The following is a 21,820-nucleotide window of genomic DNA, read 5'->3' as shown; positions in this document are numbered from 1 at the left end:
GGTACCAATGAAATTTGGCTATATGTGTGGGATGTAAGGGAATTTCATGCAGATAGCCCTCGTTTTAAGCGTAACAATAATCTTGTTATCGGTAACACGAAAATATACCTTGAAAACGTTTTCGTTATCAGCCTATAATAGCGTCAGAGGTTAACCTGTTTCACAATGCTTTACCAAGAATAAAAATTAGGGTGTGGAAAAGGAGAGCGCAAAACATAATTTTTAAGGGGATGCGCAGGAATTTTTCAAAAGAGGAGGAAAAAAGGTAATGAGTTCATTCAAAAAGTTTAGCTTATTAGCAATGGTTTTGGTAATAGTAGCAAGTTTAGCAGCATGTGGTAGCGGAAGTTCATCTAAAGATAGCATTTCAGGTAGCGATGGCAAAAAAACATTAACGGTTTCCGTGGATGAAGGCTATGCAAAATATATTGACAAAATCAAATCTAAATTTGAAAAAGATAATGATGTAACTATTAAAGTAGTAAAAAAAGATATGTTTGAAACACTGGAAGCATTGCCACTAGATGGTCCAGCAGGTACAGCGCCAGACGTAATGATGTCAGCGTATGACAGAATTGGTAGCCTTGGACAACAAGGACATTTAGCCGAAGTGAAATTGGGAAATAAAGATCAACTTGACGATAATGACGTGAAGCAAGTGACGATTGACAATAAAGTTTACGGCGCACCAGCAATTATCGAAACGCTTGTGCTGTATTACAATAAAGATTTATTAGACAAAGCACCAACTACGTTTAAAGAATTAGAGGCGTTAACAAAAGATCCACGTTTTAATTTTGCAACTGAAAAAGGGAAATCAACCGCTTTCCTTGCTAAGTGGACGGATTTCTACTTCTCATATGGTCTATTAGCTGGTTATGGTGGCTATGTATTTGGCGATAATGGTACGAATCCAAAAGATATCGGACTGAACAATGAAGGTTCGATCGAAGGAATCACATATGCTACGAAATGGTTCCAAACTTATTGGCCAAAAGGAATGCAAGACAATAAGAGTGCCGATGACTTTATCCAAGATCAATTTGTAAAAGGTAAAGCAGGCGCGATTATTGGTGGGCCTTGGTCAGCGGCAAGCTATAAAGACGCAAAACTAAACTATGGTGTGGCAGAAATTCCGACACTTGATAATGGTAAACCTTACTCTCCATTCGCTGGTGGTAAAGGTTGGGTTATCTCAAACTACTCTAAGAATAAAGATATCGCTCAAAAATGGGTGGATTATTTAACAAATACGGACAACCAAAATACATTATATGAAATGACAAATGAAGTACCAGCAAATCATGAATCACGTGATGCTGCAGCGGCTAAGAAAGATGAATTATCAACGGCTGTTATTGCACAATACGTGAATGCACAACCAATGCCAAACATTCCAGAAATGGCTGAGGTTTGGACTGGTGCGGAGAACTTGATGTTTGACGCGGCTTCTGGTAATAAAACACCAAAAGAGTCGGCAAATGATGCTGTGAAAGTAATCTCTGACAATATCGATCAAAAATATCAAAAATAAATAAGAACGAGTTTGGGAGTTTCGGAGTGCCAACGATGATTTTGTGTTGACACTCTGAAAGTCTTCCTAAACTTACATAAATAAAAGGTAGAAATGGGGATAACACGATGGATAAAGAACAACCAATAAAAAATGTTCGTAAGGCGACGCTGTTATCGATCATTCCAGGACTGGGTCAATTTTATAATGGGCAAATTTTTAAAGGTATTGTGTTTATCGCCGTATTTATTGCTTTTGTTATTGAATTTATCGCAGTTGGTATTAATGCATTTATTGGTCTAATTACACTTGGCTCTGTGCCTGGCGTGGATCACTCGTTATTCCTGATGATTGAGGGAACGCTTCAATTGATTGTTACGGTGCTTTTTATCGGTTTTTATATTATTAATATATTCGATGCGAGACGTGTAGCGATAACGTGGAATTTAGGAGAAACGGTTAATACGAAAACGATCGATATACTTAAAAATATGGTAGAGAAAGGTTTCCCGTATCTTTTCACGCTACCAGCATATCTTGTAATGACATTTGTTATTATTTTCCCGGTATTAGTTACGCTATTTATGGCTTTTACAAACTACGATTTTTATCACATTCCACCAGCAAATCTGATTGATTGGGTGGGCTTTAAGAACTTCTTCAGTATCTTCTTCCTTAGCTCTTATCGCGATACATTCTTAAGCGTATTTTCTTGGACGTTGGTGTGGACGATTTGTGCCACGACATTACAAATTGTGATCGGAGTGTTTACGGCGGTTGTTGCCAATCAGAGCTTTATTAAAGGAAAACGTCTTTTTGGAGTTATTTTCTTACTTCCATGGGCGGTACCAGCTTTCATTACAATCATGAGTTTTTCGAACATGTTTAATGACAGTATCGGTGCTATCAATATGCAAGTTATTCCACTTTTAAACCATTTACCGTTTGTTGATATTCCGTCGCTTGCTTGGAAAACAGACCCGTTCTGGACTAAGATCGCGTTGATATCGATTCAAGGTTGGTTGGGATTCCCATATATTTACGTCATGGTAACTGGTGTGTTGCAAGCTATCCCAGGTGAATTATATGAGGCGGCGAAAATTGACGGTGCAAGTGCGATTTCTCGATTCCGCAAAATTACAATGCCAATGATTTTATTCGTTACAGCTCCCGTATTTATCACGCAGTATACATTTAACTTCAATAACTTCTCCATCATTTATCTATTTAATGAAGGTGGACCAGGAAGTGTCGGCGCAGGTGCGGGTTCGACGGATATTCTTATTTCATGGATTTACAAATTAACGACTGGGACGTCGCCACAATATGCGGTTGCAGCCGCAGTTACGCTACTCATATCGATCGTTGTTATTTCTGTATCGATGATTGCGTTTAAGAAAACTAATGCCTTTGGTAATGAAGGGATGATGTAGGATGAAGTCATTTTTGAAAGATCAACGAACAACTAATTTCCTGACAAAATTCTTTACGTATTTATTCTTGTTAGCTTTATCTATCGTGATTTTATATCCTATTTTAATTACAGCATCATCAGCCTTTAAACCAGGGAATATCGCGGCCTTTACGTTGGAGTGGAGCGACAGCTGGACGCTCGATAATTTCGCGAGACTGTTCAATGACACCTTGTATTTAGATTGGTACCGTAATACACTGATTATTGCGGTTACAACGATGATTTTTCAGGTTGCTATCGTGACTATTGCTGGCTATACGTACAGTCGTTATCGTTTTAAAGGGCGCAAAAATAGTCTGATTTTCTTCTTGATTATTCAGATGGTACCAACAATGGCAGCTTTGACAGCATTCTACGTATTAGCGATGCTCTTAGGCGCATTGGATCAATTCTGGTTCTTAACGCTGATTTATATCGGTGGTGGGATTCCTATGAATATTTGGCTAATGAAAGGTTACTTTGATACCGTACCGAGAGATTTGGATGAATCGGCCAAACTTGATGGCGCAGGACATTTCCGGATTTTCGGTCAGATTATCTTGCCACTAGTACGACCAATGATAGCGGTTCAAGCTTTGTGGGCGTTTATGGGGCCATTTGGTGATTTCTTACTTGCCAAATTTCTATTACGTACACCAGAGAATTTGACGATCGCAGTTGGTTTGCAAAGTTTTATTGCGAATCCTCAACAACAAAAAGTCGCACTATTCGCGGCTGGAGCTATTTTGGCAGCTTTACCGATTTGTCTATTGTTCTTCTTCTTGCAAAAGAATTTTGTGTCGGGACTTACTGCCGGCGGAACAAAAGGTTGATCGTCCGAGGAGCTACAAACGCTCATTTCCGGTGCTCGGCTTTGCCTAGGAACTAAGCATTTATAGCTTCTCGGGGGTTTGACGGGGACTTTGAGTTGGTACAAGAAAATGGGATTAGAACGAAGCGCGGTTTTGCTAGGGTAGGGAATTCGTGTCGGGTATGAAAATTAAGATTTATGGATTGTGATGTGATTAGAATGAAGCGTGGGTTTCCGATGAGTTATTTTTGGGGGATGTGCTCACCAAAGCGAATGTTTGCTAGTCGGACTTTGTTTGGGTGGGGGAAATTGGTGTTTATCTTTGTGTTTTTGACGGCTTGCTTATTGATTCCGGTTTCGTTGCATTTTGTGAAGCAGGAGTCGTTTGATTTGGAGTCGTTGATGCCGAATATGATGAAGCAGGTGGATGATACTTTTGTTAGTGAGGTCGCGGCGAATTATCAGTTGCAAAATGGTGTATTGTCTGGCGAGCCGAGTGAAACTATGCAGGAAACAAATAATGGCGTCGCGATGGTGAACTTGGTCGATACGAATGTGCCTGATGCGAAAAATATGTTCGTTTTAGGCAAGACTAGTATGGAGCTTCGGGATAGTTCAGGATACGCGTTTACCGTGCAGTATACGAGTGATGCGAGCCTTGCGGATGTTAAAAATTCAGAGGATATGCAGGCTTGGATTAGTTCGCAGTGGTTTGTGCAGAACAAGGCATTTGTGTTTTTGACAATGTCTGCGATGCTTGGCTCGGTTCTTGTTGCAAGTAGTTTGATGCTTGCGCTATTTGCAGCTTTGTTTATCTGGTTTACGAAACGAAATCAGATGTCGGAGATTCGGTCTTATAAAGAGGCGCTATCATTGACGTTGCTGGCACTGGGATTGCCTACTTTATTTGCTATGGTAATCGGGATTATTTATTTTGATATCACAGTGATGATGGCGATTCAGTCGCTTGGAATGGTGCTCCTAATCGCATTTACCTTCATTAAAACACGCTTTAGACAGACGGATGATATTTTGGAATTGGGGGGACGAACAGGATGACTCAACGCTTATTTGAAATTGATGAATGGAAATTAAAATCTAGAAATGTAGAAAAAGATGCAAAACGCTTACAGGAAAGCCTGACATCGCTTGGAAATGGCTATATGGGGATGCGCGGCAATTTTGAGGAACGTTATTCTGGGGATACACATCAGGGCACGTATATTGCTGGTGTTTGGTACCCTGATAAGACGCGTGTCGGTTGGTGGAAGAATGGTTACCCTGATTATTTTGGAAAAGTGATTAATGCGCTGAATTTTATTGGTATTGATGTGGAAATAGATGGCGAGACGCTGGACTTATTTCAGGACGTGGCAACGGACTTTAGCTTGGAACTTGATATGGAGACTGGGATTTTGCGCCGTTCATTTAAAGTGACTAAGAATGGGAAGGCATTTTTGATTGAGGCTGAGCGTTTTCTTAGTATCGTGAAGCAGGAAGTGTGTCTGATTCGCTACCATGTTACAGCGCTTGATGCGGATGCGGATGTTGTGTTGACACCGTATATTGATGGTAATGTTGCAAATGAAGATGCGAATTACGATGAAGTTTTTTGGTTAGAGGTGATGCAAGAGGCAGATGCCAATCGAGCAACTATAGTGACTAAGACTATCGAAAATAACTTTGAAATTCCGCGCTTCACGATTGCGGCTTCGATGGAGTCCCTTGCGACAAATCCAAAGCATGTATCACCTGAGGCGAAGAAGTTGTATGTGGAGAATAAATATCAATTCCATATAGCAAAAGGTGAGACGGCGAAATTGGAGAAACGTGTGGCGCTTGTTACTTCTCGTGATTATGAAGAGCATGAATTAGCGCCAAAAACACAGCAAATTTTAGCGGATTTAGCAGGTTTTAGCTATGATGCATTACGCAAAGAGCATGCAGATGCTTGGCGAGAACGCTGGCAAAAGGCGGATGTTCTGATTTCAGGTGATGATGAGGCGCAGCAAGGGATTCGTTTCAATATCTTCCAATTATTTGCAACATACTATGGTGAGGATGCGCGGCTCAATATTGGACCAAAAGGTTTTACTGGCGAGAAGTATGGCGGTGCGACATATTGGGACACGGAGGCTTTTGCCCTGCCACTCTATCTATCGCTTGCAGATAAGAAAGTATCTCGCAATTTGCTGCAGTATCGGCATGATCAGCTGGATGGTGCTAAGGTAAATGCTCGCAAAATTGGTTTGAATGGTGCGCTTTATCCTATGGTTACATTCACAGGGATTGAGTGTCATAATGAGTGGGAGATTACCTTTGAAGAGATTCATCGTAATGGCGCGATTGCACATGCTATTTATAATTACACGAATTATACGGGCGATAGTTCTTATCTAGAAAATGAGGGTATGGATGTATTGACTGAGATTAGTCGATTTTGGGCGGATCGCGTGCATATGTCGGAACGCTTGGATAAGTATATGATTCATGGTGTTACTGGCCCGAATGAGTATGATAATAATGTTAGCAATAACTGGTATACCAACTATATCGCGACATGGACACTGCGTTATACGATGGAATCACTGGCCAAAATCACGCCGGCAAAGAGATCGGAATTACAAATTACGGATGCTGAAATCGATCATTGGCAGGATATTATTGATAACATGTACTTCCCGTATGATGAAAAGTGGCAGATATTTGTGCAACACGACACATTCTTGGATAAAGAATTGCGTTCTACAGACACACTTACAGATGCAGATAAGCCGATTAATCAAAATTGGTCATGGGATAAAATTTTGCGATCGTGTTTTATCAAGCAAGCGGATGTATTGCAAGGTATTTATACGTTTGGAGATGAATTTGATTTTGAGACGAAGCAACGGAATTTTGAATTTTATGAGCCGTTGACAGTACATGAATCTAGCTTGTCACCAGCTGTTCATACAGTTTTGGCTGCGGAAATTGGGCGAGAAGACAAGGCGGTGGAACTTTACAATCGAACAGCGCGTCTTGATTTGGACAACTACAACAATGATACGGAAGATGGGTTGCATATCACATCGATGGCTGGAAGTTGGATTGCTATTGTGCAAGGTTTTGCGGGTATGCGTACTTTCAATGAACGCCTTTCGTTTGCGCCTTTCCTACCAAAAACGTGGAACAAGTATGCATTCAAAATTAACTACCGCGATCGTTTGATTGAGATTTCAGTTGACGCGAAGACGGTTCGTATCGAGCTACTTGAAGGATCAGCGTTAGAATTAGACTTATTTGGTGAAGCCGTACAATTAGTTGATACGTTAGAAAAACATGATTACCACAAATAAATATAATGGGGGAGCTCCTTTTTGGGGGCTTCTCTTTTTGTTTGCCATTTTTTAATGATACCATCTCGGAGTGTGTCGAAACCATCGCCTCATCACAATTTCATTTTTAGGATATTTACAAATTGTGATGAAGCGATGAAATAGTAGGTGGATTATCGTATAAGATAGAACTAAGGAGGGATTCAAATGAGACGCGGCACAAAGGAGCTCTTGACCTATTTAATGTTGAACCATCACGTAGATGTCGCCCAGGTTTCCAAGAATTTAGACCAGACACGAGAAGAAATTAAGAGTTATATTGAGGAAATAAATCAAGCTTTAAAATCGGAAGCTATTTGGCTGGATTATCAGATAATTTCCATGACAGAACGTTGTCGAGAGGATTGTTATCGACTTTTAACGGGGAAAGAACAGCGATTATTTTCGTATTATGAGGTGAATTTACGGAAGCAGCTTATTATGATTCAGCTCCTGATGGATGGACGTTATTTATCATTGCAAGCGCTAGCAGACTATGTGTATGTCAGTAAAAACACGATGCTCAGTGATTTCAAGCGTATTAAGTCAGAGCTACATCAGCTACAAATACAATTGGATTATTCGAGAAAAGCTGGTTACGCGATTTCGGGCTCTGAATTCCTTATTCGTAATTTACTTGGGAAGCTCATTCGTGATGTCATTAAGACCCCCTACGGCAAATTTATTTTGGATGAAAAGAAACTCATAATGGTTAGTGAGATATTTTTATTAAAAAAGCGATTGGAAAAAGTCGAAAATGACCTCCAAATAACATTTACAGATGAGCAGTTGGAAGAATTGCCATATATCCTTTTCGGGATCATCAAGCGTGCGGAAATTACTAATATTACGTGGTCTTTTAAAATTGAGAAATACGATATTAAAAATACGCGTGAATATCCAATTATAAAAGAAATGTTTTGGGGGTATGATTTCTTAAGCGAGACGGATTTACTTTATTTATCGTTACAGGTCTTGGCATCAAATCTTGTCGAATCCGCGCTACTTTTTTCTGATAGTGAGGAAATTGCTTTTGCTGTGGATGATTTTACGGCGCGATTGGAGAACCATTTTGCAACGGAAATTGTTCGTAAAGGAGAGTTCAAAGAGAAGGTGATGTTGCATATTAGACCCGCGATTTACCGTAATTTACTAGGTTTCCAAATAAATAATACATTAACAGAACAGTTCATTGCAGAATATACGACAACGTTCCGGATGGTCGAAAAAGCTTCTGCGCCGTTCGCTAAATTGGTCGGGCATAAGTGGTCTAAGGAAGAAATGGTTTATTTATCTATGATTGTACTTGGTTGGATGTACCAAACCGAGGAGACAGAGCAGAAAGTTTTTAAAGCCGCGATATTATGCCAAAGTGGAACGTCAATCTCGAAATTATTATTGGAGAATTTGAAAGGTATGTTCCCAACGATTGATTTTCAGGGAGCTTTTGCAATACGTCAATTGCCTCAAGTGGAACAAGATGTGGACTTTCTTTTCACGACAGTACCGATTCAAACCGACGTGACGGTATTTGTAGTTCCTTCTATATTGGATAAAGCAAGTCGGAAGATATTACGATACCAAGTCGAAAGAACGATTGATTTGGACATTGAAAAAAAGACAAAAGCGCTGATGGCAATGCTTCGTGACTCGATTCCATCTGAAAATATTCCGCGGGTGACGGAGCGGTTGGAGCAGTTCTTTGGACAGAAGGATTTAGAAGACCCGCCTGTGGATATGGTTGATGTATTACAGATGAAAGCTCAGAATATTTGTATTTGGAAGGATGCTGTGCGTTGGAATGAGCTAGTTGTCAGATCCTTTATACCGTTATATCACCGTGGGAGCGTGACACAGAATTATATTAAGGCATGTGAAGCGATTTTTTATGAGAATTATCAGCACATGGTGATTGGACCAGGAATATACTTGCCCCATGCAAAGCCTCAAGCTGGTGTCCAGAGAGCTGATATTCAGCTTCATATTATGAAATCTGGAATGCTTAATCCTAGCGGGGAGAGGGTTCAAATGATGGTTGCTCTAGCGCCATCTAGACAGAATCGGCATATTCCGTTGCTATTAAAAATGAATGAGGTTTTTCTAGAACCAGAAAAATTACAGTTTATTCTAGCATCAGAGAGTAGGACAGAGATTGCGGAAATGATTGAGAGGGGTTGAATTCGTTGGATTTTGATGATTTATTCCAGGAGGATTTCACATTAATGGACGGTGATTTCGAAAATCAAGTAGAATTTTTTACGGAGGTAGCCACGATTTTAGAGCGGAAGGGCTATGTGAAACCGTCTTTTTGTGAAGCAATTATAGAGAGAGAGAAGGTTTTTCCAACTGGACTTGAAATGAGCGGGATAGTAATTGCAATTCCACATACAGATACGGTGCATGTGAGACGACCATTTGTGTTTGTGAATCAACTTAGAAGACCGCTAGAATTTATTCAAATGGGTACGACGGATAAAGTGATTGAGGTAGAGATTGTGTTCGTATTGGGTATTTGTGATCCTGCATCTCAAGTCCCTTTATTAGCAACGATTATGGAACGCTTTACACAAGAGAAATTTATAAAAGAACTGAGAAATAAACAAAGCAAAGAAGAGTTAGCAGCTTTTTTGAAAATACAATTTGGAAGGATGAGCGAGTGATGAAAAAAGTAATAGTAGCCTGCGGATCGGGTGTTGCAACAAGTCAAACCGTGGCATCAAAAGTAGAACGGATTTTGAAAGAACGCGGTGTACGTGCAAACGTAGAAGCGGTAGATATTAAATCGCTTGATCAACATATTCGAACGAGTGACGCATACGTGGCGATAACGAAAGCGAATAAGGAATACAATATTCCGACGTTTAATGGTATAGCTTTTTTGACAGGAATGGGCATGGAAGAGGAAGTGGAGAAGCTGATTGACGCGCTAAAATAACATATTGAAAACAGGGAGAGTGGCAAAATGGGATCATTACAATCTGTTGTAGAATTTATTTTGAATTTAGGTGCAGCTGTTTTTGTGCCTGCTTTGATGATTATTATCGGTTTGATTGTGCGAATGAAAGTCAAAGATGCCGTCAGCGCTGGGATTATTTTAGGGGTCGCCTTCCTTGGTATGAATATCGTCATTGGATTCATGATTGAAGCATTGACTCCTGCGGCACAGGGGTTAGCAGAGCGAACAGGGATAGAGTTGACAATTTTAGATGGTGGTTGGACGTCGATGGCGACGCTTGCTTGGGCATGGCCGCTCGCGTTTTTGATGTTCCCTCTGCAACTGGGGATTAATGCGATTATGCTCGTGTTTAACGCTACAAAAACGCTGAATGTGGATTTGTGGAATGTATGGGGCAAAATTTTAACAGCTGTTTTAATTGTCGGTGTGACGCATAATGTGTATATGGCTTTTGCTGTTGCAGCGGTTCAAGTTGTAGTTGAGCTGATTTTGTGTGATGCTAATCAGCGTCAAATTCAAGAACTCAATGGGATTCCAGGTGTTACGGTTTCGCATAGCATGATGATTTTCTGTGTGGTATTGATGCCGATTGACTGGCTACTTAAGAAAATTCCGGCCTTACGTAAAGATATGGATGCTAATGCACTCAAGGATAAGATTGGGATTTTTGCGGAAAACCATGTTATGGGATTTATTGTTGGGGCATTACTTGGAATCGCCGCGGGATATGATGTAGCGAAAACATTGATGTTAGCCATGCAAGCCGCAGCTGCTTTGACGTTGTTTCCGATGGTTGCAAAATTATTTATGCAAGCCCTATCGCCACTATCTGATGGTATTTCTGATTATATGAAGAAACGCTTTAAGGATCGCGAACTTTTTATTGGTCTGGATTGGCCGATTCTAGCGGGATGTAGTGAGGTTTGGGTAGCGATTGTTATTATGGTACCAGTGACGCTGATTTTTGCGTTAATTTTACCTGGAAACGGAGTGCTACCATTTGCTGGTATTTTAAATATATCACTCTGCGCGCCTGCTCTTGTTGTCACAGGTGGGAACTTGCTACGAATGATTATTCTAGGCGTTATTACAACACCCGTATTCCTTTATGTGGCTACGTTTTTTGCAGGAACTATTACTGATTTGGCAAATTCTACAAAAGCTATTTCGTTGCAAACTGGTCAAGAAATTACGTGGAGTACGATTGAATATCCTGTTTTCCGCTTTATTATGGCTGAAGCTAGTAAATTCTCGATTATCGGTCTATTGATGCTAGCAGGTTGGATTGTATTACTCGTTTTCTACGTGAAAGTAATGCGCAAACGGACGGCAGAATTGGAGCAATTAGGATGATTTATACCGTGACGCTAAATCCTGCGATCGATCAGCTTTTATTTGTAAAAAGAGACATAAAAAAACGTCAAGCTAACCGGATTATTCGAAGTGAATGGGACTGTGGCGGTAAGGGACTTCACGTTTCAGGTGTTCTTAGTAAATTTTCGATAAAGAATGAAGCGCTAGGTATTGTAGGATCGCAAAATAGAGCCCAGTTATACGGCATACTATCTGAAAAGCAAATTGCACACGACTTTTTAGTCCAACAGGGTGAGCGGACAAGAACGAGTTTTGTCATTATTAGTGGCGAGTCAAGCGGTAGTATTATGATGCCAGAAGCTGGATTTGCTGTAAGCGATGCAAACAAAATTGCACTACTAGAACAGGTGCGACAAAAGGTGACGCAAGAAGATATTGTTGTTATCGCGGGCTCGCCACCACCGGAATTCACGCTAGCTGATTTTGAGACACTTTTGCAGACGGTGAAGGCGACGGGCTGTTTCCTAGCCTGTGATGTATCAGGAGAATATCTAAGGTTGGCGGCGCGACTTGGCGTTGATTTCTTGAAACCGAATGAGCATGAAATTCAAGCGATTCTCTTGGACGAGGCGGAAACATTAACAGAAAATATGAGGAAATTGGCGAAAAACATAGGTTATCTTATCGTCTCATTGGGGCAACATGGCTCGTATTGTGCGCATGAAGGAAAGGTATATCGCGTGATTGCCCCATCAGTCACAGAGAAAAACGATACAGGAGCTGGCGATTGTTTTGTAGGAGCATTCATTGCTGGGATATCCGAACATTTACCGCTACCCGAAATTCTAAAACGTGCGACAGGTTGTTCGGCGAGTAAGGTGATGCACGCGGATAGCTCGACATTCAGCCTAGTCGAAGCAGAAATTTTGAAAGAGCAAGTGACCATAATTGAAGTTGAGGAGATGTGAGGAACACATGTTATATCAAAAAGAACGCGAGGATTTAGCAAAAATAGTGAAGGTAATGTTTGATCGATTTGAAACGAATGCGGCGGGTGGAAATGTTTCTGTACGAATGAACGCGGAGCATATAATTATGACACCGACATTGATGAGTCAGGCGAAGTTATGTGATTTGTCGGCCTATGAAATTCTTGTGGTAGACAATAATAACGAGGTGGTAGAAGGTGATGGGAGTGTGACACGCGAAATCAATTTGCACCGGGCATGTTATACGGAAAATGCAGAGGTTGGCTGTGTTTTGCATGCGCATCCAAAAGAATCGATGTTATTCGCGACACTTGGTATGGAGTTACCCAACTTAACAGAAGCGACACAAAAGTTAGGCACGATTCCAACGCTTGATTTTGCGCCGGCAACAAGTCCAGAACTTGCCGAAATCGTTCGCGCCCACGTGATTGCTTTAGGTGAAGCGGCTGTTCCAAGTGCTAGTTTACTCAATAAACATGGTATCGTTGTTCTGGATACTAGTTTGCATAAAGCATATGATTTGCTGGAACGCATCGAATATAATGCGTATATTGCAGCAAAAGCACTCGTTTTCGATGCGCTTAATATTAAGAAATTAGAACATGATTTGGCATTAAACTTCAATTTAGAGGAGTAGGTGGCTATGGACAAAGTTTTTTTCAATATAAGTCTATTTGTGGGGGCGCTTATGTTAGTCGTTGGCATTTTCAATAACTCTCTCCTATTGACAACTATCGCCTTGGTATTTGCAATTAGTGCGCAATATTTTTATCGCAAGAAATACCCTAAACGAAATCGGAGTTTCAAAGAATTATTGACAGAGAAGAGAGACAGTGGGAAATAATAAAGTGGGACCAGTGGAATCAAGCGACATTGATTTTACTGGTTTTTTGGTATTCTTTATCAAGCTATGTGGTTAAGGGAAATAATCGGCCTTTAAATGTTAAAAAGCCCATAACGAACTTGATAAATGATTGAAGGTACTATATGCTTATATTCGCTTAAATCAATCATTTAAAGCTGACCTATAATAAATTTTACAAAAAATCTACAGCTAGACAAAGGGAATCCATTCATAAAAATAATAATGGAATACTGAGTACAGCGGAAATAGTGTGAGGAAGGTATGGGCAATGACTATTAAACTAAACAGACCAACGAATGCGTTCCAAGGTGGCTCGTACCGAAATGAACTCAATCAAAATTGGGATATGCTTGAGAAATGGATAGATGAGAACGGAACGGACGGTCTCAGTGATTTTTTAGCAAATAATTTGACTATCGGCGGCGAGCAGCTTTCTCGTGCTAAGATTGTGAATCTATTCGATAAATTAGATATCGAAAAAAATACAAGTCTAGTAAATCTGACTGGTGGGACCACTGCAGCGGAAGGTACGAATACGAGTCGATTTATTAAAGTGACACCAGGACAAATTATTGGGGTAACGATGAATGCAACAATGGTGGGTTGTTACTACGATTTTCAAAAGCAATATATTGGCATGATGCAAATGACAGAAGCAACGTCTGAGTGGTATACGCAAACGGTTCCTGAAGGTGTCGACTATGTGCGTGTTGTCGTTATAGATGAGCACCTTGACAGTTATATGTTAAGTCAGCAAGCAACAATGCCAGAACAGTATTACGAACATGAGATTTCTATGCCACATTTCAACTCAAGTAAACTGCTTTCAGGAAGTCGAGTCGTGACTTTTGGAGATAGTATAACATGGTATGACGGCAAAATTGTAGATGGTGTATTATACCGTGGCTATCAAGCGTATATGCGTCAAGCTGGTGCATCCATAAAGAATGAGGGGCTGGGAAATCTTACTTTTGCACCGAATACGAAGGCGAGCAGTATGTATGAGCAGATTGTTACGAATCAATATGATTTTACGAATTTTGATATTGTCACGATTGCAGCGGGTACAAATGACGTCGCATTCAATGTACCTCTAGGGGCTGTTGGCGGACGTAATGACACTGTTTTTGATACGAATACAAGCTTGGGGGCTTTAAGGGCTACTATCGAGTACATTCGTATCAACTACCCGAGAACGGAGATATATCTGTTTACACCGATACAAAATGAAACCCGCGATATGGACAAACACGAGGTAATTACTGATGGAATTATAGCTATTGCTGATATCTATAGCTTGCCACGTCTTGATTTGTTTAGAATGTCAGGACTCGGGAAATACACGTTTGAGGTGTACACGCGCGATGGTCTGCACCCTAATAATGAAGGGTTCCATATGATTGGAAAACGAGTTGTTCGAATGATGGAATCACATTAATAATTGTGCAACCTATTTTTTATTGAAACGTGAATTGTAAAATTTTTAACTGAATTATCAAAAAAACACCAATTAGCATACAATTGGTGTTTTTTTGATGCTAAACCTATTTTTAGGACACGTATCGAGATATGCGTTCGAAGTTATTCATATTCACCCGTAATCATTAGTAAGACTCTTTATCAATTTTTAAAGAAATCTTTCTTATTTTCTGTATCTCAAATCTTTTTCCTCCTCTAATTCTGTGCTATAATGGCAAGTATAAGCAATTTTAAAGGCTTATATAATGTAGAACTAACAAAATAAAATAGGACTTGTTTTTTGAAATTGGAGGCGAATTTATGACCATTCCAGACGGATCGATTTTGCATTATTTAGCAAATGTGATTGATATTTTAGTAGTATGGTTCGTTATTTATAAATTAATTATGTTGATTCGTGGAACGAAAGCGGTACAGCTTTTAAAAGGTATTTTTATCATTGTGGTCGTAAAAATTGTTAGTAATTTTTTAGGACTTCAAACAGTGGAATGGATTACGGATCAGGTGTTGACTTGGGGATTTTTAGCCATTATTATCATATTCCAACCCGAATTACGGCGAGCGCTTGAAACGCTTGGTCGTGGTAGCTTTATCTCGAAAGCAGGATCCAAACGTGAGAAGGAGCAGCAATATCTCATTGACTCCATTGAGAAGTCCGTTAGTTATATGGGGAAACGCCGAATAGGGGCCTTGATTTCCATTGAGCGTGGAACTGGTCTTGATGATTATATTGAGACGGGAATTCCGCTAGATGCAGATATTTCTTCACAGCTATTGATTAATATTTTTATTCCAAATACGCCACTTCACGATGGTGCGGTAATTATTAAAAGTAATAAAATCGCGGCAGCGGCAGGTTATTTGCCACTTTCTGATAGTCCGTTTCTTTCAAAGGAACTTGGAACAAGACATCGGGCAGCACTTGGTATCAGCGAGGTTACGGACAGTATAACGGTTGTTGTGTCTGAGGAGACGGGTGGTATTTCTATCACTAAAGGCGGAGAGCTTTTCCGCGAAGTAACACCAGAGCGTTTACATGAAATTTTAGAACATGAACTTGTTGTACCAATGAAAAAGAAACCGTCCATTTTCAGTAAGTGGAAAGGAGGCGGTAAGAAATGATGGATCGCATTTTAACAAATAAGTGGTCAGTTCGGATTATCTCGCTCATTTTTGCGGCGATTCTGTTCACATCGGTTACCGCCACCAACAACAATGTAACGAGTGTCACGGATGGCGTTTACGTTGATGTCATTAATAATGTTCCGGTTGAAGTGTATTATGATAAGGACAATATGAATGTCGAGGGTGTTCCGGACACAGTAGATGTAACTGTTAGCGGTTCAAAAGGCCTTGTGCAGCTGGCAAAAACACAACCTAATATCATCGCCTACATGGACCTTACCAACGCAAAAGCAGGGACTCAAAGCGTCAAAATTAAAGTGAAGGGCTTATCCGACCGATTGAAATCTACCATCAATCCACCGACCGCGAAAGTAATATTAGCAGAGAAAGTAACGAAGAAATATTCTGTCGATGTTGAATTAAATAAATCAGTCATTGCGAACGGGTATCAAGCTGGGACAATCAAAACGGATCCGAAACGAGTTTCTATCACAGCTTCTAAAGAAACCTTAGACCAAATTGCATATGTGAAGGCAACTGTTTCTGATGAAAAAAATCAGAAGAGCGACTTCACAACGAATGCTACGATTAGCGCTTTTGATGCGAATTTGAATAAACTAGATGTCGAGATCGATCCAGGTGAAGTGGAAGTAGATGTGCCAGTTTCCAAAATAGGCAAAACGGTTCCACTACGATTCCAGCAAAGTGGCAATCCCGCAGATAAAACGGTAACTATTACGAGCATTACATCCGATGACGAGAAAGTAACGGTTATTGCGCCTGAATCAGTTACTGACACGATTGAGCAAATTACGATTCCAATTGATGTGACACAAATGACAGCCGATAAAACGATTGAGGTCCCCGTGCCAGTTCCGACTGGTGTCACATCTGTATCTCCAACCTCTGTGAAAGTGAAAATAACAACTGGAAAAAAGCAGAGTGACCAGAGTTCTAATGGAGCAAATGAGGGCGCTGGTCAACCTTCAAAGGAAAGTCCAAACGTAACAACGCCAGACGCTGGAACGGATAATGAACCAGACGCGGATAAAGGCAATAAAGAGGATGAGCAGACTGAAACGGAAGAACCAACGGAACAAAGCTCAACAGAATTTAAAGATATACCCATCAGTATTATTGGGCTCGTTAATTCAGACAGTTTTAGTACAGCATTCCTTGATCCAACTAGTGGTAAAGTGAATATCACGATAAGTGGCCTAAAAACTGAAGTGAATGCGATCGGACGAAATGACTTCAATGTCGTAGCAAATATGTCAAATTTACAAGACGGTACGCATACGATTCCGCTTGCTGTCCATGGTTTAGCATCTAATTTTACATTTACACTATCGCAATCCAAAGCAGAAATTCAAGTCACTAAGAAGGTTGCAGATGGATCAGATTCAGTTTTAAACTAATTAGTAGCCCGATGAAAACCGCATTAGAAGCCAATTCATCGGGTGTTTACATAAGATTAGGTGTAAAAAAGATTAAAAAAAGGTATAATAAGAAGATACACGGATCAAAGTTGGTCTAAAGTAGCGTCATGATAGGGATTAAGATAGAAATAAGCATGGCCAACCTCTTAATGAAGAAGGAGCGAATTATAAAATGGGTAAATATTTTGGTACAGACGGTGTTAGAGGAATTGCAAATAAAGAGCTATCTCCGGAATTGGCTTTTCGTCTAGGGAGATTTGGAGGATATATACTAACGAAACATGTTGGCGAGCATCCTAAAGTTTTAGTAGCGAGAGACACAAGAATATCAGGGGAAATGCTAGAGTCGGCTTTGATTGCTGGTCTTGTATCGGTAGGAATTGAAGTGATGCGTTTAGGCGTTATCTCAACGCCTGGTGTGGCTTACTTAACGAAAGCACAAGGGGCAGCAGCAAGTGTTATGATCTCGGCTTCGCATAATCCAGTAGAAGACAACGGTATCAAATTCTTTGGCTCAGACGGCTTTAAGTTGTCAGATGATCAAGAATTGGAAATAGAAGCATTACTTGATGGAACGAGCGATGACTTGCCACGCCCATGTGACGATGGTCTTGGAACGGTAAGCGATTATTTTGAAGGCAAACAAAAGTACTTACAATATCTAAAACAATCTGTGGATGGAGACTTTACAGGTTTGCATGTAGCATTGGATTGTGCGCATGGTGCGACATCATCGCTTGCTACACATCTTTTTGCAGACCTAGACGCAGATACGAGCTCGATGGGGGCATCACCAAACGGACTTAATATCAATGCCGGTGTTGGCTCTACGCATCCTGAAAAACTAGCAGAATTCGTAAAAGAAAAAGAGGCGCATGTAGGCCTTGCTTTCGATGGTGATGGCGACCGTGTTATCGCAGTAGACGAGAATGGCGAGATTGTCGATGGGGACAAAATCATGTTCATCTGTGCTAAGCATCTAAAAGCACAAGGCCGTTTGACAAATAATACAATCGTATCCACTGTTATGAGTAACTTAGGTTTCTATAAAGGCCTAGAAGAACTTGAAATTAAAGCCATCCAAACAGCAGTTGGCGATCGCTATGTTGTCGAAGCAATGCGTGAAGGAAGCTACAGCCTTGGTGGTGAACAATCTGGACATATCGTTTTCCTAGATTACATCACAACAGGTGACGGCTTATTAACAGGTATCCAATTAGTAAACGTCATGAAAGAAACTGGGAAGAAATTATCCGAACTAGCAGCTGAAATGCAAACTTTCCCGCAAAAATTAGTAAATATCCGCGTGACTGATAAAAATCGTGTCACTGAAAATGCAAAAGTTCATGCAGCAATTTCAGCGGTAGAAGCAGAAATGAACGGAAATGGTCGCGTCCTAGTACGTCCATCCGGAACAGAACCACTTGTCCGCGTCATGGTTGAAGCAGCTTCAGCCGAAGACACAGAACGTTTTTGTGATAGTATTGCACGGATTGTAATCTCCGAAATGGGTCTGTCGGCGGAGTGATAAGCACTCATCTCCGTCGTTAAAGCCTGTGCTCCGATGCTCTTGTACGAATCGTACATTCCGCTTCGGTGCTCGGCTTTGCCTAGGGGCTGAGCGCTTCTCACTCCGCCTAGGTTTTGCGGGGGATTATGGTGGTAGTTGATTCTAGGCTATTAAGTGAATAAGAAGAGGACGGGCATTTTTTGCTCGTTTTTCTGTTTTAATGGGGGCGTTTTTTATGAAGAAGTATAAGATTATTTTGCTTACTATTGTGATTTTGGTGCTTTTTGTTGTTGGGGTGCAGTTGATTGTGGATACGCACGCGAAGAATTTGGAGGATACAAAGGCTGTGGCGAATGAGCAGGCGATGCGGAATATTACGAATAGCGAGATGAAGGGGATTTTGGCGGACAAGAAAACGGGGTATGTTTATGTTGGGAGGCCAACTTGTCCTGATTGTGAGCCTTTTCGGAAAAAACTTGTGAGTGCGCTTGAAGCAACGAGCCGGCATGCTTATTATTATAATACGGATAAGGCTAGGGAGGCTGACAAGAACTATACAGCGATTATTAAGCAAATGGGTGTCAAAGCAGTTCCGACGCTTATTTATTACACACGAGGCCTTGAGACGGATCGCTACCGTGGAGATTTAGATGACGAGAAAGAGATTAGAGCATGGCTTGAAAATCAAAAATAGAGTGCAGAACTATGACTGAATCGCTCAGTTATAAGTTTTGCACTCTATTTTCTTGCAATCAATTAGTCATTCGTACGAGGAGTTCTGTGTATCTCTAGCTGTTCACGCAGTTTTAGAATGTCTAGAACGACTGTTGGTTTTGGTTTCAATCGAATAATTCCTTGTTCTCTTAGCTTTTGAAGTTCCACGTTGGCACGAGTTCTAGGTACTTGAGAGACAAGCGCCAAATGGTTTTGCGTAATGCCTCGCGGAAAGCTGATTCCATCATCGGTTTTAATTCCGACCGTATTAGCAATATAAAGCAAAGCAGAAATAAGTCTGCGACGCGGATCATGATGCGCAATTTCAATTAAAGCATTGCGTTCATGGACTTGGTTATATCCATCAAAATAAAGGAACCAAAAACCGTCTGAATCCGTTTGAAAAAGACGAAGAATATCATTTCGGTTATAAATTCGAATTTTTGTATCTCTTAAAGCAGTTACGTTAAATTGAAAAGGAGAGTCTAACAAGAAATTAGCGCTTCCGAACCAAGTATTACTATTCAGAAATCGAGTGATAACCTGCAGCTTATCCGAGTTTGTCATACTAAAAGAAATAAGTCCAGAATCTACTATGTAGAAATGCGTATCGATCTTTCCTTCCTCCACAATTAGCTCGTTCTTTTTGAAACTAGCTGCTTTATATGGAATCTCCATCTCCGTAATTTTCTCTATCAACTTCTCACCATTAAAATTCTTTACTAAGTCAGCAACATACATAATTTAAATACCCCTTCTCTTTAACGATTGGTCTTACTTCTTATTATAAAGATTTTTCAAAATAAAAAAAGTCATAAATTATACTTTCAATGATTAAAATTAGTACAATATGTTACAGTTTCGTGACTTTGTTAGAAATAATGGATGATAAAGGATTTATGAGTGAAAAAAATACATTATTTCCTTATTTTATATGACATTACTATTTGATCTTGTGCAAGGATGCCGTTCTCAAAAATTGGTTCTGAATAATGTTTAAGGAAATAGTCTGGAATAATCTTTATCATCCTAAAACCAGCTTTCTGATAAAAAGCAAGCGCTTGAATACTCGAATTAGCAGTTTTGACAATGAAAGTATGGTTATGCAGTTTTTTGGTGTTCGTAATGGCGTGTTCAAGCAATTTCTTGCCGTATTGACGTCCTTGATAGTTAGGTAACACAGCGATATTAACAATTTCTGAGCAATCTCTTTCATTTTGTATACAAATAACACCGCATATTTGATTATCTACTATAAGTAGGAAAACGTCGGATTGAAAGAAATAGCGATCGATGGCGGATTGATTAGGGTCAGCTAAAAGTAAGAGCTCATAAGGTATTATATCACACTCTGTCCATTTTTTAATTTTCATTAGAGCACCTCCAATTTAATGATAGCAAGTAAAGGAAGAAAATACAATGAATATGGGGATTGTATAGTATAGAAGGTTCGGGTTAATACTATCTTAATCTGGTGTATATTGTTTTTGTGGTTATAGGATTATTTGGACTAAAAATGGATATGTCCGCTTTTATACATAGCGCTTAAAAAAGACATGAAATACAGCTAGATTAGCCTTTTCTAGGAAAATAAAAGAAAATGTTCACAAAAAGTTCACAATTGGAATCAACAAACGTTGGTTCTTTTTTGCTATAATGGCAATATAGCCCATTAGGCTATGATATACCTCAAGACCTAAAAAAATAAAAAAGGAGTTGAATGACATGTCAGGACAAATTAGAATGAGCCCTGCTGAGCTTCGTGACCGTTCAAAAACATACGGCCGCAAAGGACAAGACATCGAACAAATTTTAAGAGAATTAGAGCAGTTGCAAGAACAATTGCGTAGTGAGTGGGAAGGGGAAGCATTCCGTAAATTTGATGATCAATTCCAGCAATTGAAACCAAAAGTAACGGATTTCTCTAACTTAATGCACCAAATCGAGCAACAATTAGCAAAAACAGCCAATGCAGTCGAAGAAAACGATGCAAATCTATCACGCAATTTCGGCTTAAACTAAAGCGTTACCATTGTGGGATTGCATGGAGTATACATATTACATCTTTGTGCAGTTGCTACTTGAGGCCGTACAGCGTGATGTACGGCCTTTTTAATTTGAGTTGAAAAGGAGATGGAAGAGCAATGTCAGGACAAATTAGAATGAGTCCCGCGGAACTACGCGATCGTTCGAAAACATACGGACGTAAAGGACAAGATATCGAACAAATTTTAAGAGAATTAGAGCAGTTGCAAGAACAATTGCGTAGTGAGTGGGAAGGGGAAGCATTCCGTAA

Annotated in this window: 21 protein-coding genes; 19 read left to right on the top strand and 2 right to left on the bottom strand. The window is 40.1% G+C overall.

The features are described 5' to 3' along the window. The first annotated feature begins 268 nt into the window (after positions 1–268). The 17 genes from HCJ66_RS04925 to HCJ66_RS04845 all read left to right on the top strand — a co-directional run bounded on the left by HCJ66_RS04925 (position 269) and on the right by HCJ66_RS04845 (position 19,504). Positions 269–1,534, top strand: coding sequence for an extracellular solute-binding protein (locus HCJ66_RS04925; RefSeq protein ID WP_187132137.1), 1,266 nt, complete (start codon positions 269–271; stop codon positions 1,532–1,534). Positions 1,535–1,641: 107 nt separating this feature from the next. Then, the gene (locus HCJ66_RS04920) at positions 1,642–2,946 is read left to right on the top strand and encodes a sugar ABC transporter permease (RefSeq protein ID WP_181675970.1); all 1,305 of its coding nucleotides are present in this window, start codon (positions 1,642–1,644) and stop codon (positions 2,944–2,946) included. Position 2,947: 1 nt separating this feature from the next. After that, positions 2,948–3,799, top strand: a complete 852-nt coding sequence (locus HCJ66_RS04915) for a sugar ABC transporter permease (protein ID WP_187132136.1) — start codon at positions 2,948–2,950, stop codon at positions 3,797–3,799. A 176-nt stretch (positions 3,800–3,975) separates the two neighbouring features. Then, a complete protein-coding gene (locus tag HCJ66_RS04910) occupies positions 3,976–4,836 on the top strand; it encodes a DUF1189 family protein (protein ID WP_343068961.1) in 861 nt (286 codons plus the stop codon). After that, a complete protein-coding gene (locus HCJ66_RS04905) occupies positions 4,833–7,115 on the top strand; it encodes a glycoside hydrolase family 65 protein (RefSeq protein ID WP_187132134.1) in 2,283 nt (760 codons plus the stop codon). Before HCJ66_RS04910 ends, HCJ66_RS04905 begins: the two co-directional genes overlap by 4 nt. Positions 7,116–7,301: 186 nt before the next feature. Beyond that, the gene (locus HCJ66_RS04900; protein WP_187132133.1) at positions 7,302–9,311 is read left to right on the top strand and encodes a BglG family transcription antiterminator; all 2,010 of its coding nucleotides are present in this window, start codon (positions 7,302–7,304) and stop codon (positions 9,309–9,311) included. 5 nt (positions 9,312–9,316) lie between these two features. Further along, the gene (locus tag HCJ66_RS04895) at positions 9,317–9,793 is read left to right on the top strand and encodes a PTS sugar transporter subunit IIA (RefSeq protein WP_187132132.1); all 477 of its coding nucleotides are present in this window, start codon (positions 9,317–9,319) and stop codon (positions 9,791–9,793) included. After that, entirely contained in the window at positions 9,793–10,068 is a 276-nt protein-coding gene (locus tag HCJ66_RS04890; protein WP_181675964.1) for a PTS sugar transporter subunit IIB, read from the top strand. Before HCJ66_RS04895 ends, HCJ66_RS04890 begins: the two co-directional genes overlap by 1 nt. A gap of 27 nt (positions 10,069–10,095) precedes the next feature. After that, positions 10,096–11,442 (top strand): PTS galactitol transporter subunit IIC, encoded by a 1,347-nt coding sequence (locus HCJ66_RS04885; protein ID WP_187132131.1) that lies wholly within the window; start codon positions 10,096–10,098, stop codon positions 11,440–11,442. Continuing rightward, complete coding sequence (locus HCJ66_RS04880; RefSeq protein WP_187132130.1) at positions 11,439–12,371, top strand: 1-phosphofructokinase family hexose kinase; 933 nt, start codon at positions 11,439–11,441, stop codon at positions 12,369–12,371. Before HCJ66_RS04885 ends, HCJ66_RS04880 begins: the two co-directional genes overlap by 4 nt. A gap of 7 nt (positions 12,372–12,378) precedes the next feature. After that, positions 12,379–13,029 carry a class II aldolase/adducin family protein gene (locus HCJ66_RS04875; protein ID WP_187132129.1) on the top strand — a complete coding sequence of 217 codons (651 nt, stop codon included), beginning with the start codon at positions 12,379–12,381 and terminating at the stop codon, positions 13,027–13,029. A 6-nt stretch (positions 13,030–13,035) separates the two neighbouring features. Further along, positions 13,036–13,236, top strand: coding sequence for a hypothetical protein (locus HCJ66_RS04870; RefSeq protein ID WP_187132128.1), 201 nt, complete (start codon positions 13,036–13,038; stop codon positions 13,234–13,236). A 289-nt stretch (positions 13,237–13,525) separates the two neighbouring features. After that, positions 13,526–14,695 carry an SGNH/GDSL hydrolase family protein gene (locus tag HCJ66_RS04865; RefSeq protein ID WP_187132127.1) on the top strand — a complete coding sequence of 390 codons (1,170 nt, stop codon included), beginning with the start codon at positions 13,526–13,528 and terminating at the stop codon, positions 14,693–14,695. A gap of 341 nt (positions 14,696–15,036) precedes the next feature. Continuing rightward, positions 15,037–15,858 carry a diadenylate cyclase CdaA gene (gene cdaA, locus HCJ66_RS04860; protein WP_187132126.1) on the top strand — a complete coding sequence of 274 codons (822 nt, stop codon included), beginning with the start codon at positions 15,037–15,039 and terminating at the stop codon, positions 15,856–15,858. After that, complete coding sequence (locus tag HCJ66_RS04855; RefSeq protein ID WP_187132125.1) at positions 15,855–17,279, top strand: CdaR family protein; 1,425 nt, start codon at positions 15,855–15,857, stop codon at positions 17,277–17,279. Before cdaA ends, HCJ66_RS04855 begins: the two co-directional genes overlap by 4 nt. A 193-nt stretch (positions 17,280–17,472) precedes the next feature. After that, positions 17,473–18,828, top strand: coding sequence for a phosphoglucosamine mutase (gene glmM / locus HCJ66_RS04850; RefSeq protein ID WP_187132124.1), 1,356 nt, complete (start codon positions 17,473–17,475; stop codon positions 18,826–18,828). A gap of 217 nt (positions 18,829–19,045) precedes the next feature. Next, the gene (locus HCJ66_RS04845) at positions 19,046–19,504 is read left to right on the top strand and encodes a thioredoxin family protein (protein WP_187132123.1); all 459 of its coding nucleotides are present in this window, start codon (positions 19,046–19,048) and stop codon (positions 19,502–19,504) included. Between the two features lie 62 nt (positions 19,505–19,566). Here the strand turns inward: HCJ66_RS04845 and HCJ66_RS04840 are convergent, their stop codons facing one another. After that, positions 19,567–20,265 carry a Crp/Fnr family transcriptional regulator gene (locus HCJ66_RS04840; RefSeq protein ID WP_187132122.1) on the bottom strand — a complete coding sequence of 233 codons (699 nt, stop codon included), beginning with the start codon at positions 20,263–20,265 and terminating at the stop codon, positions 19,567–19,569. A gap of 176 nt (positions 20,266–20,441) precedes the next feature. After that, the gene (locus HCJ66_RS04835) at positions 20,442–20,897 is read right to left on the bottom strand and encodes a GNAT family N-acetyltransferase (protein ID WP_187132121.1); all 456 of its coding nucleotides are present in this window, start codon (positions 20,895–20,897) and stop codon (positions 20,442–20,444) included. A gap of 352 nt (positions 20,898–21,249) precedes the next feature. Between HCJ66_RS04835 and HCJ66_RS04830 the strand changes: the two genes are divergently transcribed. Both HCJ66_RS04830 and HCJ66_RS04825 read left to right on the top strand, forming a co-directional pair. After that, entirely contained in the window at positions 21,250–21,546 is a 297-nt protein-coding gene (locus HCJ66_RS04830) for a WXG100 family type VII secretion target (RefSeq protein WP_036066144.1), read from the top strand. Positions 21,547–21,668: 122 nt separating this feature from the next. Further along, positions 21,669–21,820: WXG100 family type VII secretion target (locus HCJ66_RS04825; RefSeq protein WP_187132120.1), on the top strand; the 152-nt coding region annotated here is incomplete at its 3' end.

It is taken from the genome of Paenilisteria portnoyi (assembly GCF_014322795.1).
Classification (GTDB): Bacteria; Bacillota; Bacilli; order Lactobacillales; family Listeriaceae; genus Listeria_A; species Listeria_A portnoyi.
This window is presented reverse-complemented; position numbering and strand designations above follow the sequence as displayed.